A 12,833-nucleotide genomic window follows, 5' to 3' on the forward strand; every position below is an offset into this window, starting at 1 on the left:
TCTCCTGTTCTCCTTAACGGCTTGAGATGCTGACGCCCCGCAGGTTCAACCGGCCGAGGAGCAGTGCCCTCTCATCCAGGCCGCTGACCTCCGCGCGCTGCGCGACGAGGAGCTTGGGGTAGACGGGAGGCAGCTCGATGGCCTCCTCGGCGAGGATCCGATTCAACTTGCCCGCCAGTTGGGCGCGCTCGGCCTCGTCGGACGTGGCGAAGAGACGGCCGAAGTCGCGGTCGAAGGCGCCGTTGCGGTAGCCGGGGTTCTGTCTGGACGCCGCCCGGTACACGGTGAACTGCGAGAGCGGCATGGAGCCGCCGACCAGTCCGTACTCCTGGACGGTGAGGGACATGTCGTAGTCGCGGATCAGCCAGCGGCGGTTCCAGTTGGCCGGGTCGGCGACATCCAAGGTGACCTTGATGCCGAGCCGGCCCCAGTTCTCGGCGAAGACCTGGGCGATGTCCCGGGCCGCGCCACTGGTGGACACCATGATCTTGAAGGTGGTGTCCTTGGAGACTCCCGACGCCTTCAGCAGTTCGCGCGCCTGGTTGAGGTCGGCCTTGGCCGGATAGGGCCGGTAGCCGGCGTCGTATCCGATGACGTTGGGCCCCAGCGGGCCCTGAGCGATCTCCGCCTCACCGTGGAAGACGGCCTCACGCACGCCCTCGCGGTCCATGGCGAAGGCCAGTGCCCGGCGGAAGTCGGGGTTGTTGAACGGCTTGCGGGTCATGTTGAGCATGGCCCGGATGCCCCCCGTGCCCTGGATCTCATGGAGCTTGAGGGACCGGTCACGCTGGATGCCGGCGATGTCGACGGGCTGCACCCCGGTCGCGATATGGATCTTGCCTTCCCGGAGGTTGACCAGCCGGGTGGAAGGATCGGGGACCGACGTCATCACGATCGCCGACAGTGTGGGCTTGGGTCCCCAGTAACCGTCGAACCGCTTCAGCCGCATGGACTGGCCGGTGACGACCTTGTCCACCTGGAACGGGCCGGTCGCCACCAGCTTGGCCTTCTCGGCGATGAAGTCCTTGTGGCTGATCGGGATGCGGGCCAACTGGTCCGGCAGGATGCCGTACGGCATCCGCAGTTCCAGCCGTACGGTCAGCGGGTCGACCACCACCGCCTTGTTGAACCAGGGTGCCAGCAGCGACAGGAACTGGCTCTTGCCCCGACTGCCGGGGATGAAGTTGAAGCTGGCCGCGACGTGCTCGGCCGTGAGGTCGTCCCCGTTGTGGAACCGCACGCCCTTGCGCAGTCGGATCGTGTACGAGACCCCACCGGGGCCCGCCACCGGCAGGGCGGCGGCCAGGTGTGGGACGAGCTTGCCGGACGCGTCGTGGGTGAGCAGGGTGTCGGTGGCGGGCTCGGTCACCCAGCGGACGTTCTGGGAGTTGGAGTAGAGCGGCGCGAATCCCACCGGTACTTCGAAGAGTCCGACGGAGAGGGTGCCGGAGGAGCCGGACGACGACGAACCACCGGTGTCGTCAGCGCCCGCACAACCGGAGAGGGCAGCGGCGGCGATGGCGGCTGAGGAGATGCGCAGCACATCGCGTCTTGAGTGGCCTGGCAGAGCGTTCATGACGGGCTCCATGCGGTGAGGTGGCAGGCGGCGAGATGACCTTCGCCGGATTCCCGTGCGGCGGGGCGGGTCTCCGCGCACTTCGGCAGGACGTGCGGACAACGGGTGCGGAACCGGCAACCGCTCGGTGGGTCCACAGCGGAGGGAACCTCCCCTGCGAGTGGGAGGAGTTCCTTGCGGCGGCGGGGATCGGGAACCGGTACCGAGTCGAGGAGCGAACGGGTGTAGGGGTGGACGGGGTTGTCGAAGACCTCGTCGGCATCGCCTGACTCCACGACGTGGCCCAGGTACATCACCAGCACCTGGTCGGCGAGCAGGCGTGCGACATCGATCTCATGGGTGATCAGGAGGTAGGTCAGGCCGAGGTCGTCGCGCAGGTCGCAGAGGAGGTTGACCAGGCTCGCCTTGACACTGACGTCGAGGCTCGCCGTCGGCTCGTCCAGGACGAGCACCCGGGGTTGGGCGGCGAGCGCACGGGCGATGGTGACGCGTTGCAGTTCGCCGCCGCTGACGTCGCCCGGGTAGCGCAGCAGGAAGTCCGACGGCAGTCCGGTGAGGTCCAGCAACTCCTGGACGCGTGCGGCACGGCCTTCCTTGTCCAGGTCGGGCCGGTGGATCAGCAGGGGCTGGTTGAGCGCGTGGCCGATGGTCTTGCGGCGGTTCAGAGCCGACCAGGGGTTCTGCGCGACGAGTTGGATGCGGCGCTCCCCCGCGATGGTGATCGAGCCGGCAGTGGGTTCGGTGAGTCCGAGGAGCAGTTTGGCGACGGTGGACTTGCCACAGCCGGACTCTCCGATGATGGCCAGGGTCTCGCCGGCGGCGACCCGGAATCCGACGTCGTCGACCGCGTGCACGGTCCGCATGCCGCGGGCCTTGAACCAGGGAACGGATCCCTTCCCCTGCTTGAGCGAGAAGTGTTTGGTCAGGCCCTCGGCCTCGATGGCGATCGTCATGCCGCGGCCTCCCCCCTCGGCGTACCGACGCCGGCCGCGTCCTCGGCGAAGTGGCAGCGCACCAGGGCCCCGCCGACCGTCCGGTTCTCCGGCTCCTGCTCCCGGCACCGGGATTCGGCCCGTGGACAGCGCGGGGCGAAGGCGCACCCCGGCAGCCGGTTGGCGCCGGCAGCGGTCCCCTCGATCACCTTGATGCGTTCGCCGCGCTTGTAGCGGCTGGGCAGCGCCCGGAGCAGCGCCTGGGTGTAGGGGTGGCGGGGGTTGTCGAAGAGTTCCCCGATGGGGGCGGCTTCGACGAGGCGTCCCGCGTACATCACCCCGACCCGGTCGCAGACCTGGGCGATCACTCCGAGGTCATGGCTGACGAAGACGACTCCGAGCCCGAGCCGGTCGCGCAGATCGAGGATCAGTCGCAGCACCTGGGCCTGCACGGTGGCGTCCAGGGTGGTGGTGGGTTCGTCGGCGAGCAGGAGGGACGGCCTTCGAGCCAGTGCCGCCAGCATGATCAGGAGGCGTTGGAGCTGTCCACCGGAGAACTCGAAGGGGTAGCCGTCGAGTCGTTCGGCGACCGCGCGCAGCCCCACCTGGTCGAGGAGTTCCACGATCTCGGACTGGGGCATGTCGCCGAGGAACCAGCGCAGTTGCTTGCGCAGGGGGGTGACCGGGCTGAGCGAGGTCATCGGCCGCTGCGGGACGAGTCCGATGCCGGTGCCCCGGATGCCGCGCAGTTGTGCGGTGTTCATGGACATGAGGTCGGAGCCCTGGAAGCTCATCTGCGAGGCGTTGGTCACGGCGACGCCGGGCAGGAGCCGCATGATGGCCGACAAGACGGTGCTCTTGCCGCTGCCCGACTCTCCGACCAGGCCGAAGACTTCGCCCGCCGCCAGCTCGAACGTCACCCCTCGTACGGCAGGGACTTGGCCGCGTGCGGTGTCGAAGACGACGTCGAGGTCACGGACGGCGAGGAGGGGTTCGGTCGTCATCGTGGCTCCCGAGGCACGTGGGCGACGGTCGGCGGTACGGTCCTCATCAGCGCTCTCCTCGGTCCAGCAGGTCGTTGGCGCCGTCGCCGAGGAGGCCGAAGCCCACGGTGGCGACCAGCAGGACGAGACCGGGCATGACGCAGTACCACCAGGCGCCGGCCATCATGTAGCGGGTGGCGTCGGCGATGACTCCGCCGAGCGTGGGGGTGGGTGGTTGCACTCCCACGCCCAGGAAGCCGAGTGCTCCTTCGGCGAACACGGCGACCGCCATCCACAGACAGCTCTGCACGATGACCGGCGGGAGCACGTTGACCATCAGCTCGTCCATGATCACGCGGCGCCGGGACACCCCCAGGAGCCGCAGTGCGGAGATGTAGTCCTCCTGGATCTCGGCGAGGGTGGCTGCACGGGCGACCCTCGCGAAGTAGGGGGTGGCGGCGATGGCGATCAGCAGAATGATCTTGCCGGCCGCGCTGACCTCGATGGGTCCCAGATGGAAGGAGCTGACACCGGTGATGCCGAGGACGACCATGGCGAAGACGAACAGCGGAACGGTCTGGATGGCCTCGAAGACGCGCATGATCAGTTCATCGGGCCAGCGGCCGGCGAAGTAGCCGGCGCACACGCCCAGCGGTAGGGCGAAGACCAGTCCGATGCCGACGCTGATGACGGCCACCAGGACGGACACCCGGGCTCCGGCCGCCACCCGGGAGAGCAGATCGCGTCCGAGGTGGTCGGTGCCGAACCAGTGCGCGGCCGAGGGTCCGGCCAGGGGATCGCCGGTGCGCTCCAGCGGGTCGACGGTGAGCATCGGACCGAAGACCGCGAGGAGCAGATAGCTGGCGACGAGGACGACTCCGATGACCGTCATCCCTTTGACATGGCGGCCTTTGACGACGATGCGGCGTCGGCCGACTCGTACGCGGGCGGGAGAGATCGTGGTCATGGCTCAGGTACCTGCGAATTTCTGCCGGACGCGAGGGTTCAGGGCCGCGTAGAGGATGTCGACGATCAGATTCGCGAGCAGGAAGAAGACGGCGAGCGAGAGCGTCGCCCCGACGGCCAGCGGATAGTCCTGGCGACGGATGCTGTCGACCAGGAGCCGTCCCATGCCCGGCAGGTTGAAGAGGTTCTCGATGAGGACCGATCCGCTGAGCATCACCCCGACCAGCTGGCCCACCACCGCGGTGGTGGGGAGCAGGGAGTTGCGGAAGGCCAGGGAGCGGTTGATGCGCCGCTCCGGCAGGCCCATGGCGTGACCGAATCGCACATAGTCGGTACGCACGGACTCGATCATCGAGACCCGCAGGGTGTTGGCGGTGACGCCGAAGGTGCCGAGTCCGAGGACGAAGGCGGGCAGGACCAGGGAGCGCAGATGCCCCATGGGGTCTTCGGCGAGACCGACCCAGCCGCTGGAGGGCAGCACTCCCGGTAGGTAGAGGCCGAAGAGCAGGACGAGCAGTGCGCCGAGCCAGAAGCTGGGGACGGCGATGGAGAGGTTGCCGATGATCCGGACGGTCGCGTCGACCGGGGTGTCCCGGCGGGCTGCGGCCACTCGTCCTGCAATCAGGGCGAGGGGGATCCAGAACAGCAGCGAGACCATGGTGAGTTCGAGCGTGATGGGCAGTCTGAGCATCAGCTCGTGGGAGACGGTGTCTCCGGTGAAGATCGATTCGCCGAGGTCTCCGGTGAGTATGCGCCCGAGTTCGGTCGCGTACTGCACCATCAGTGGCTTGTCGAGTCCGAGTTCGCGCTCGACGCTCGCGATCTCGGCCGGGGAGGCGTCCGCGCCCACGATCAGATAGGCCGGACTCCCGGGCGCCATGCGCATCAGGAAGAAGACGAGAGTCAGGACGATGAGAAGGACCACCGCCATGGCGGCTGCCCGGCGGAGCATGTGGGCTACCAACGGAACCTCACTTCCGTTAGGTTACCTAACTGATTGGGTGGGGCCGGGGCGACCGAGGCCGCCCGGCCCCCGCAGTCGTTACGACTTGTTGGAGTAGTGGTCTCTGAACACGCGGTACGCGGCGACCAGTTCGGGATCGTGCTCCTCGGAGCCCTCGGGCCGGAGCAGACCGAAGCGGAAGACGCCCTCGCCGCGCTCGTTGTGGACCATCACCCAGTACTCGGTCTTGCCCGAGTGCCGGCCGGGGCCCTCCCCGAACTCCAGGCGCCAACGCGTCTTGCGCGAGAAGTGCAGTTCCGGCCCGTCGAAGTAGTTGACGTAGTTCTCGGAGACCTGCCAGTTGGTGAAGTGCTCCTTGGCCTCGGCCATGGCCTCGCCGGTGGAGCCGCCGAAGACCGCCAGGTGCACCCGGCCGAGCCGCTTCAGATCGAAGAGGAAGTCGACGATGTTCACCTTGGGGGTCAACTCGTTCAGCGCATCGGCCGGTGCGAGCTCACCGCCCAGGACCTCGATCGCCCGGCCCGTCTGATCGTGCCGGCCGAGGAGTTCTGCCACCACGGCGGCGACGTCGGCGCGGGCGACCTTGCCCCGGCCCAACGCCGCGCCGAGTTCCACCTTGCCGGTGGGCTCGTCGTCGGTGAGCCCGCCCGGGCGCAGCACGGTCCAGTCGAGGCCGCTGCCCGCGAGGTGCGCCTCGGCCTTGGCCTTGATCTCCAGATAGGGGCGGAGGAAGTCCGGGGAACGCTCCGGATTGTTGGTGCCCTTGGAGGTGACCAGGACGAATCGTTTCACTCCCTGGCGTACGCAGGCGTCCATGAGTGCGGTCGCGGCGGTGTTGTCGAGGGCTTCGGCGGACTCCACCGAGCCTCCGCCCGGGCCGGCCAGCCACACCACGGCACCGGCGCCCGCTACGGCCGCGTCCAGGTCCTCGGCGGATGCGGCGACCAGGTCGAGGGGGTAGGACTCGGCACCCGGTACGGGGTCGGCCGAGCGGGTCAGCGCCCTGGTGCCGTGTCCGGCGGCGGTCAGGAGCGGTATGAGACGGCGGCCGGTACGGCCGGTCGCACCCGCAACGACGATCAGCATGGAGGGTCTCCTTGGAGAAGGGATGGGGAGTCGTCGGATTCAGAAGTCGTAGCCGGGCGGAATGCCGGGTTCGGTGGATGTCCAGACGCTCTTGGTCCAGGTGTAGAGGCGGACCGCGTCGGGGCCGCCCTCGCGGCCGTACCCCGAGTGGTCAACGCCCCCGAACGGAACGCTGTCGGAGAGCATCCGATACGTGTTGAGCCAGATCGTGCCGGCGCGCAGCCGGCTCGCCATGCGGTGGGCGCGGCCGAGGTCCTTGGTCCAGACGCCGGCGGCCAGACCGAAGTCGGTGGCGTGGGCCAGCTCCACGGCCTCCTCCTCGGTGGCGAACGGCATCACCGCGAGGACCGGGCCGAAGACCTCCTCCCGCATGATGCGCATCTCGGGGTTGACCTCGGTGAACAGGGTCGGTGGCACATAGAAGCCACCTGATTCGGCGCCCGGGTAGGGGGCTTCGGCTGCCAGGGTGGCGCCCTCGTCCTGTCCGAGCCGGATCATGTCCAGGGTCTTGTCCCGCTGCCCCGGGGTGACCTGCGGCCCGACCTGGGTGCTGTGCTCCCGTGGGTCGCCGACGCGCAGTCCGGCCACGGCCGTGCGCAGTTTGGCGACGAAGGTGTCGTAGACCTCGCTCTGCACCAGGAGCCGTGAACCGGCGATGCACATCTGGCCGGTGGCGCTGAAGGCACCGAGGAGTACGGAGGCGAGCGCGGCGTCGAGGTCGGCGTCGGCGAAGACGATCTGCGGCGACTTGCCACCGAGTTCCATCGCGATGGGCGTCAAGTTCTCCGCGGCGGCCTTGGCGATCACTCGACCGGTGGAGTCGGCGCCGGTGAAGACGATCAGATCGGCGCGCGGGTCGGACACCAGCGCCTTCCCGGTCTCGGCGCCGCCCGTGAGGACCTGGGCCATGCCTTCGGGCAGTCCGGCGTCGGCCAGCACCTCGGCCAGCATCAGCGCGGTGAGCGGGGTCTCCTCCGCCGGTTTCAAGAGGCTCACATTGCCGAACGCGAGGGCCGGGGCGATCTTCTTGGCGGCGAAGACGTACGGCACGTTCCACGGGATGACCCCGACGGCCACGCCGTAGGGCTCACGCTTGGTGTACGTGTGGAACGGGCCTGCCACATCGAGGGTGTCACCGGTGACCTTGTCCGCCAGTCCGCCGTAGTAGGCGAAGCAGGCCGCGGCCCGGCCGGCCTCCCGGCGGGTGTCCTTCAGCAGCTTTCCGGTGTTGAGGGTCTCCGTCTGTGCGAAGTCCTCGGCGCGCGCCTCCAACAGGTCCGCGACCTTCAGCAGAATGCGGCCACGGCGCTCGGACGGTACCTTGCGCCACTCCTCCAACGCCTTGCGTGCGGTGCTGTACGCGAGGTCGACGGCGGCGGCGTCCAACTGCTCGACATGGCCGAGCGGCTGTCCGTCGATGGGACTCACTACGGTGGTGGGCATGCAGGGCGTTCCCTTCAGTGTTCCGCCAGCAGACGGCCGGCGCCCTCGACTCGATCGGTGATCCCGGTGGCCCGTAGGCCAGCCCACAGGGTTGCGGTGTTGATCGCGACGACCGGAATGTCCAGCCGGCGTTCCAGCTCCACCGCGAGGGCGGCGAACCAGAGGTTGGTGCCCACCTGGACGATGGCGTCCGGACGGGCCCGGGCCAACCGGGCGACCGCGGGGGCTATCGCCTCCTCGCCCACCTCAGCGATCTGGTGCGCCGAGGTGCACAGCAGGGTGTGATAGTCGGCGATCTCGAAGCCCGCATCGGTGAAGTAGGCGCGGACCTCGCGGTCGTTGACGGGTCGATAGGGGCTGAGGACACAGATCCGGCGGGCGCCGAGCGCCCGGAGTGCAAGCGTGCAGGCCGTGGAGCCCGCGATGGCGGGCACACCGGCCCGTTGGGCGATGTCGGCCTCGTACGCCTCGGCTCCCGCCACCCCGCCGTAGAACGTCGGGGCGGACATGCCCAGGAGTACCTGGTCGGGCCGGCACGTCATCACCGAACGCAGTGCGCCGGGCACTCCCTCGCGTACGTCGGCGAGCAGTCGGCTGGTGTCGTCGTCACTGGCCACCGAGGGTGCGGGGACCATCATCCGACCGGAGTGGACGGTGACGCCCCGGGGCGCCATCGCCATGTACTCGGCCTCCACCACCGTGTTCGTCGAGGGGACGAGCACCGCGAGGCGGGAGCGCTGCTCGCCGATCCGCAGCGGAAGGACCCCGGCGCGGGGCCGGGTGGACGAGTCCTGCCCGTCGACGCCGATCACTGGAGCAGTCCCTGTCTGCGGACCGCGTTGAGCATGGAGGAGTCGAGCAGCCACTGCCGGGCACGTACCGGGTCGGCCGCGGTCGCGGCCATCTCCTGTTGTGCCGCGAGTCGCTGGGCGGGGTCCTTCTCACCCAACGCCCTGGCGTTGCGATCAGTGATGATCTTGACGTAGTCCAGGGCGATCCTGCGGCGCTGCTCCGCCCAGGTGTCCAGACCGTGCGGTAGGGCTGCGACCAGCGAGAACGCATCATGGATGCCGTTGTTCATCCCCATGCCGCCGATGGGGCTGTTCACATGTGCCGCGTCTCCGATCAACAACACTCGCCCCTCCTTGAACCGTTCGGCGACCCGCTGGTGGATGAAGTAGAGCTGGTGGTGGATGACTTCGTAGGGGACGGGGTTCGGGACGACCCCCTGGAGCATCCGCTCCCACACCTCGGGGTCCCGGATCTCCTCCTTGACGGGGAAGAGGACCCGCCAGGCGTCGGGCGCCCGCAGGAGCACGACGTACTCATCGGGATCGGAGATGTAGTTGACCTTCTCCAACCCGTCCAGGTGGTCTTCGAAGGGGAAGGGAGTCAGGAGGACCAGATACCGGTCCTCGTAGGTGAATCCTTCGAAGGCGATGTCGAGTGACTGCCGGACCGCTCCGGGGGCGCCACCCGCGTCAATGAGGTAGTCGCCCTGGATGTCCACGGTCCCGTGGGGACCCTCGACGGTGACCATGACGTGCTCGGCGTCCTGTTTGACCGCGCGCACGGTGTGTTGGAAGCGGACCTTCTCGCCCAGCCGCTCCAACAGCAGCTCGCACAGCTTGCGCTGCTCGGCCTGGAGCCGGAAGGGGAAGCCGGTGTCGTCGGCGAGGTGCTTGTGGTCGAAGTTGGCCACCAGTCCGCGTTCGCGGTCCCGGTGCTGGTAGACGGGGGCCTTGAGGCCCTGTTCGATCAGTGGTTCGGTGATGCCGATGCGGTGCAGCAGATCGAGGGTGGGCGGGTGGAACGTGGAGGCTTTGGGCTGGGTGCTGATCTCTTTCCCGGCTTCGAACACTTCCACGGTGTGTCCTGCTTCGGCGAGCAGGACGGCGGTGGTCAGGCCCACGGGGCCCGCTCCGGCAACAAGGACATGTGGCACGGCTGCCTCCCGGTTGTTAGGGGATAAAACAACTTTGCCGACAAGGCGTCAATACCTTTGGGCCAGTTGATTGGCTAGGAAAATTCCCTACACGGGCGTTTGAGCACCCGAAGGTGGCTTTGAGCTGCACTGCGAGTACAGAGGTGCACCAGAACGACGGGCCGGCGATGTGATGAACGGGCCGGTGGCCAGATCTCGATGCAACGACAGACCAGTGATCGAAGGGGTTCCCCCGGTGTGAAAACCCCCGAGGGACGGCGCTACGGCACGGTCGGGGAGCGTTGCGGAAGTGTCACAACGGATGCGTTCGTCCACCTCCCCCGAGGTGCCGCCGGCCCCCGCGCACGCAGGGCGCGGCAAACTCCGCCCGGAACAGATCGCCTTCAGCCCCGAGGGCGTGCAGGGCCGAACACACAACGCGTCGGCACAACGCGGCGCGGCGTCCCCGAAGGGGCGGGGCGGGTATCAGAAAGTGCCCGGTGGTGGCGCTCCCGTCTGCGCCAGAACCCGACGGGCGGAGCGCACGACGGCCTCGTCGACCAACCTCCCAGCATCGTCCAGACAGACCCCCTCCCCCGCGGCCCTCGCCCGCTCATACCGTCCGACGAGATCCCGCGCCCGGTCCAGCTCAGCCGGGGACGGGGTGAACACCTCGTGCACGACGTCGAGTTGGGCCGGATGGATGCAGGCCCGTCCACGGAAGCCAAGTCGCCTCAACGCCCGGGTGGACGCGCGCAGCCGATCGAGATCGCGGAAGTCGGTGCTCACCGGCGCCATGGGCGGACCGATGCCGGCCGCGGCTGACGCCAGCACGACCCGGGAGCGTGCGTACAGCAGCTCACGTTCGTCGGGTCCCGGTTCGATGCCGGTGTCGGCGCAGAGGTCGGCCTCACCCAGTTGGAGGCGTACGACGCGCGGTCCGCGCGCCAGCAGCGGAGCCGCGTGCACCGCCGCGGCCGACTCCACCAGCGGTACGAGCCCGAAGGTGCCCCCCTGGAGACCGATCTCCTGCTCTTTGCGCCGGAGTGCGCCGTCCAGTTGGACCAGCCGGCCCACGCTCTCCGTCTTCGCAGCACAGAACCCGGCCACCGCTGACGACGCAACGGCCGCGATGTCGACGAGTCCCTCTTCGCCGGGATTGATGCGGACCCAGAGGCGGGGCGCCGCACGGGGGCCGAGCGAGCCCAACCACTCGGCCACCGTGCGCCGCGCATCGTCCTTCCCTCCCGGTGGTACCGCGTCCTCCAGATCGACGATGAGTTCGTCGGCGCCCCGATCGAGCGCCTTCGCGAGCTTGTCCGGGGCGTTGCCCGGCACATAGAGGGCCGATCTCATGGAGCTCCCTTCTCCTGGGTCACGCACCGATGGGGGCAGCCGGTGACGGCCGGGTCGTCAGGCCACCGGCACGTCTCAGTCGCGGCGCAGATAGGCGCCCGAGGGTTCACCGACGATCTCCGGGCCGTCCTTGCCGAGCCGGTAGGCGATCCGCCCGCCGACGACGGTGGCCACCGGCCAGCCGCGCACGGCGACCCCGTCGAACGGGCAGTGGTCCTGACCGGAGAGCAGCAAATCGGTGCTGACCTCGCGCTCCAGGTCCAGATCGACCACGGTGAAGTCGGCGTCGAAGCCCACACCGAGACTGCCCTTGCGGCCCCAGAGGTTGTACGCCTTGGCGGGGTTGGCCGAGGCGAGTTCGGCGATTCGGGTCAGCGGGATGTTGCGGCGGTGGTGGCCTTCGCTGATCAGTACGGGGTAGAGCAGCGCGGTACCGCCGAAGCCGGGGCGTGCGGGCCACAGCTCGTCGCCCTTGTGCTCCTCCATGCAGCAGGCGTGGTCGGACGCCACCCAACTGACCTGGCCGTCCTTGATGCCCTGCCACAGGAACTCACTGTCCTGCGGGGTGCGGATCGGTGGGTTGACCTTGCCGCCGAGCCCACCGCGGGCGTCCAGGGTCTCGTGGTCAAGGCACAGGTGGTGGAGGGTGACCTCGAACCGGGCGTCATTGCCGTGCAACTGCCGGCCGGTGATCGCCGAGCGGAGTGCGTCGGCGCTGGAGAGGTGGAGCAGGTTGACGTTGGTACCGGTGTGTCCGGCCAGTGTGGTGGCTTCGGAGATCGCCACCTGTTCGGTGAGGGTGGGACGGCCGTCGGAGTACGCCTTGAGGTTCTGTGGCTGACCGCTGTTTTGGGTGCGCTCGATGAAGACCCGCATCAACTCCGCCTGCTCGCAGTGGAGGGAGAGGGAGAGTCGCAGGTCAGGATGGTCCTGTTGGGTCTTCGCCAGTTGTTCGAGGATCAGATAGAGATGCCCGAGGTCATACTCGTCACCCATGGTGAAGGATCGGGCGTCCCTGCTGTTCGCGGCGAGGTCGAAGCCCTTGTAGAACATGTAGTACTTGAAGGACGTGATGCCGTGGTCGGCGACGAGGGAGGGTATCTCCCCGATCTGGTCCACGGTCATGGGCGCTAGGTGGAAGCCGTAGTCGGTGAACGACTTTCCGGCGACCGCGTCCAGCACCTCGGGGAAGATCTCCTGGTAGGAGCCGGTGCGGTCGAGGTAGTGCTGCCCGGTGCGGAAGTAGGACAGCACGGAGGTCACTCCGCCGACCAGTGAGGACCGGGTCTCCTCGTAGGCGTCGAGCGCCAGGTCCCGGTAGATGCCGATGTGGAAGTGGGAGTCCACCGCACCCGGCAGCACTGCCTTGCCGTCCGCGTCGAGGACCTCCGCGGCGTCGGCGGTGGGCAGATCGTCACCGATGGCGACGATGCGGCCGTCGGCGACGGCGAGGTCCGCACGGACTTCGCCGTGGTACGGGAGTACGAGGACTCCACCTTTGACAAGCAGGTCGTATCGAGTCATACGGGCCGGGTCGACCAAGGATTCTGATCGACCGTCACCTCCTTCGCGATGTTGGAGCCTCCCGGGCTGTTCCAAAAAT

Annotated in this window: 11 protein-coding genes; all 11 read right to left on the reverse strand. The window is 68.3% G+C overall.

Annotation, left to right across the window (positions count from 1 at the left end):
* Positions 1 to 13: 13 nt before the first annotated feature.
* Positions 14 to 1,576 (reverse strand): ABC transporter substrate-binding protein, encoded by a 1,563-nt coding sequence (locus ACFXJL_RS17095; protein WP_384693109.1) that lies wholly within the window; start codon positions 1,574 to 1,576, stop codon positions 14 to 16.
* Positions 1,573 to 2,529: an ABC transporter ATP-binding protein gene (locus ACFXJL_RS17100; RefSeq protein ID WP_384693112.1), complete on the reverse strand. Its 957-nt coding sequence runs from the start codon at positions 2,527 to 2,529 to the stop codon at positions 1,573 to 1,575. Before ACFXJL_RS17100 ends, ACFXJL_RS17095 begins: the two co-directional genes overlap by 4 nt.
* Positions 2,526 to 3,512 (reverse strand): ABC transporter ATP-binding protein, encoded by a 987-nt coding sequence (locus tag ACFXJL_RS17105; RefSeq protein ID WP_358878969.1) that lies wholly within the window; start codon positions 3,510 to 3,512, stop codon positions 2,526 to 2,528. Before ACFXJL_RS17105 ends, ACFXJL_RS17100 begins: the two co-directional genes overlap by 4 nt.
* Positions 3,513 to 3,558: 46 nt before the next feature.
* The gene (locus ACFXJL_RS17110; RefSeq protein ID WP_384693115.1) at positions 3,559 to 4,458 is read right to left on the reverse strand and encodes an ABC transporter permease; all 900 of its coding nucleotides are present in this window, start codon (positions 4,456 to 4,458) and stop codon (positions 3,559 to 3,561) included.
* A gap of 3 nt (positions 4,459 to 4,461) precedes the next feature.
* Positions 4,462 to 5,409, reverse strand: coding sequence for an ABC transporter permease (locus ACFXJL_RS17115; RefSeq protein ID WP_358878967.1), 948 nt, complete (start codon positions 5,407 to 5,409; stop codon positions 4,462 to 4,464).
* Positions 5,410 to 5,499: 90 nt separating this feature from the next.
* Complete coding sequence (locus ACFXJL_RS17120; RefSeq protein WP_384693118.1) at positions 5,500 to 6,507, reverse strand: NAD(P)H-binding protein; 1,008 nt, start codon at positions 6,505 to 6,507, stop codon at positions 5,500 to 5,502.
* 39 nt (positions 6,508 to 6,546) lie between these two features.
* Positions 6,547 to 7,950, reverse strand: coding sequence for an aldehyde dehydrogenase family protein (locus ACFXJL_RS17125; protein ID WP_384633217.1), 1,404 nt, complete (start codon positions 7,948 to 7,950; stop codon positions 6,547 to 6,549).
* Between the two features lie 14 nt (positions 7,951 to 7,964).
* Positions 7,965 to 8,762: a hypothetical protein gene (locus ACFXJL_RS17130; RefSeq protein WP_384693122.1), complete on the reverse strand. Its 798-nt coding sequence runs from the start codon at positions 8,760 to 8,762 to the stop codon at positions 7,965 to 7,967.
* Positions 8,759 to 9,895 (reverse strand): FAD-dependent oxidoreductase, encoded by a 1,137-nt coding sequence (locus ACFXJL_RS17135; RefSeq protein WP_384693125.1) that lies wholly within the window; start codon positions 9,893 to 9,895, stop codon positions 8,759 to 8,761. The genes ACFXJL_RS17130 and ACFXJL_RS17135 overlap by 4 nt, the downstream gene beginning before the upstream one ends.
* Positions 9,896 to 10,360: 465 nt before the next feature.
* On the reverse strand, positions 10,361 to 11,230 hold the full coding sequence (locus ACFXJL_RS17140; protein ID WP_384693127.1) for an HpcH/HpaI aldolase/citrate lyase family protein: 870 nt from the start codon (positions 11,228 to 11,230) through the stop codon (positions 10,361 to 10,363).
* 75 nt (positions 11,231 to 11,305) lie between these two features.
* Positions 11,306 to 12,754, reverse strand: coding sequence for a dihydroorotase family protein (locus ACFXJL_RS17145; RefSeq protein ID WP_358878961.1), 1,449 nt, complete (start codon positions 12,752 to 12,754; stop codon positions 11,306 to 11,308).
* Between the last annotated feature and the right edge of the window lie 79 nt (positions 12,755 to 12,833).

This window comes from Streptomyces sp. NPDC059256 (assembly GCF_042753785.1).
Classification (GTDB): Bacteria; Actinomycetota; Actinomycetes; order Streptomycetales; family Streptomycetaceae; genus Streptomyces.

Coding starts and splice junctions, on each gene's coding strand:
- ACFXJL_RS17095 (WP_384693109.1), bottom strand. CDS start 1,576: ATGAACGCTCTGCCAGGCCACTCAAGACGCGATGTGCTGCGCATCTCC.
- ACFXJL_RS17100 (WP_384693112.1), bottom strand. CDS start 2,529: ATGACGATCGCCATCGAGGCCGAGGGCCTGACCAAACACTTCTCGCTC.
- ACFXJL_RS17105 (WP_358878969.1), bottom strand. CDS start 3,512: ATGACGACCGAACCCCTCCTCGCCGTCCGTGACCTCGACGTCGTCTTC.
- ACFXJL_RS17110 (WP_384693115.1), bottom strand. CDS start 4,458: ATGACCACGATCTCTCCCGCCCGCGTACGAGTCGGCCGACGCCGCATC.
- ACFXJL_RS17115 (WP_358878967.1), bottom strand. CDS start 5,409: ATGCTCCGCCGGGCAGCCGCCATGGCGGTGGTCCTTCTCATCGTCCTG.
- ACFXJL_RS17120 (WP_384693118.1), bottom strand. CDS start 6,507: ATGCTGATCGTCGTTGCGGGTGCGACCGGCCGTACCGGCCGCCGTCTC.
- ACFXJL_RS17125 (WP_384633217.1), bottom strand. CDS start 7,950: ATGCCCACCACCGTAGTGAGTCCCATCGACGGACAGCCGCTCGGCCAT.
- ACFXJL_RS17140 (WP_384693127.1), bottom strand. CDS start 11,230: ATGAGATCGGCCCTCTATGTGCCGGGCAACGCCCCGGACAAGCTCGCG.
- ACFXJL_RS17145 (WP_358878961.1), bottom strand. CDS start 12,754: ATGACTCGATACGACCTGCTTGTCAAAGGTGGAGTCCTCGTACTCCCG.